The 272-nt window shown below is 48.5% G+C and carries 1 protein-coding gene; it reads left to right on the top strand.

The annotated features are described in order from the left end of the window. Window positions 1-134: 134 nt before the first annotated feature. A partial coding sequence (locus tag ACE1BR_RS23225) for a FaeA/PapI family transcriptional regulator (RefSeq protein ID WP_374874451.1) occupies window positions 135-272 on the top strand: 138 nt, incomplete at its 3' end.

The raw sequence follows: 272 nt of genomic DNA, 5'->3' as shown, positions 1-272 counted from the left end.
CCCCCCCCCCAAACATCTTTATATTGGCCTGGGCAAAGAACTACGCCATAAAATTAATAGCCACCGAATATCCGCCCGGTAATAACAGGCCATGGTCACTATGTGTGGAATATTTCCCACCATCAGGAGGTCACATGAAAAAACGTCAACAGGCACTGCAAACTGAGCTCGATATATTGGCTTTTCTCGCGGCACAGCCAAGTCCTGCCACCACGGCCGATGTCAGCGCGACAATTAACATATCGATATATAAGGCTCGCTATCATTTGCGG

Source organism: Aeromonas sp. MdU4 (assembly GCF_041929505.1).
GTDB lineage: Bacteria > Pseudomonadota > Gammaproteobacteria > Enterobacterales > Aeromonadaceae > Aeromonas.
The sequence above is the reverse complement of the archived record's forward strand: the minus strand, read 5'-3'. Positions and strand labels throughout refer to the sequence as shown.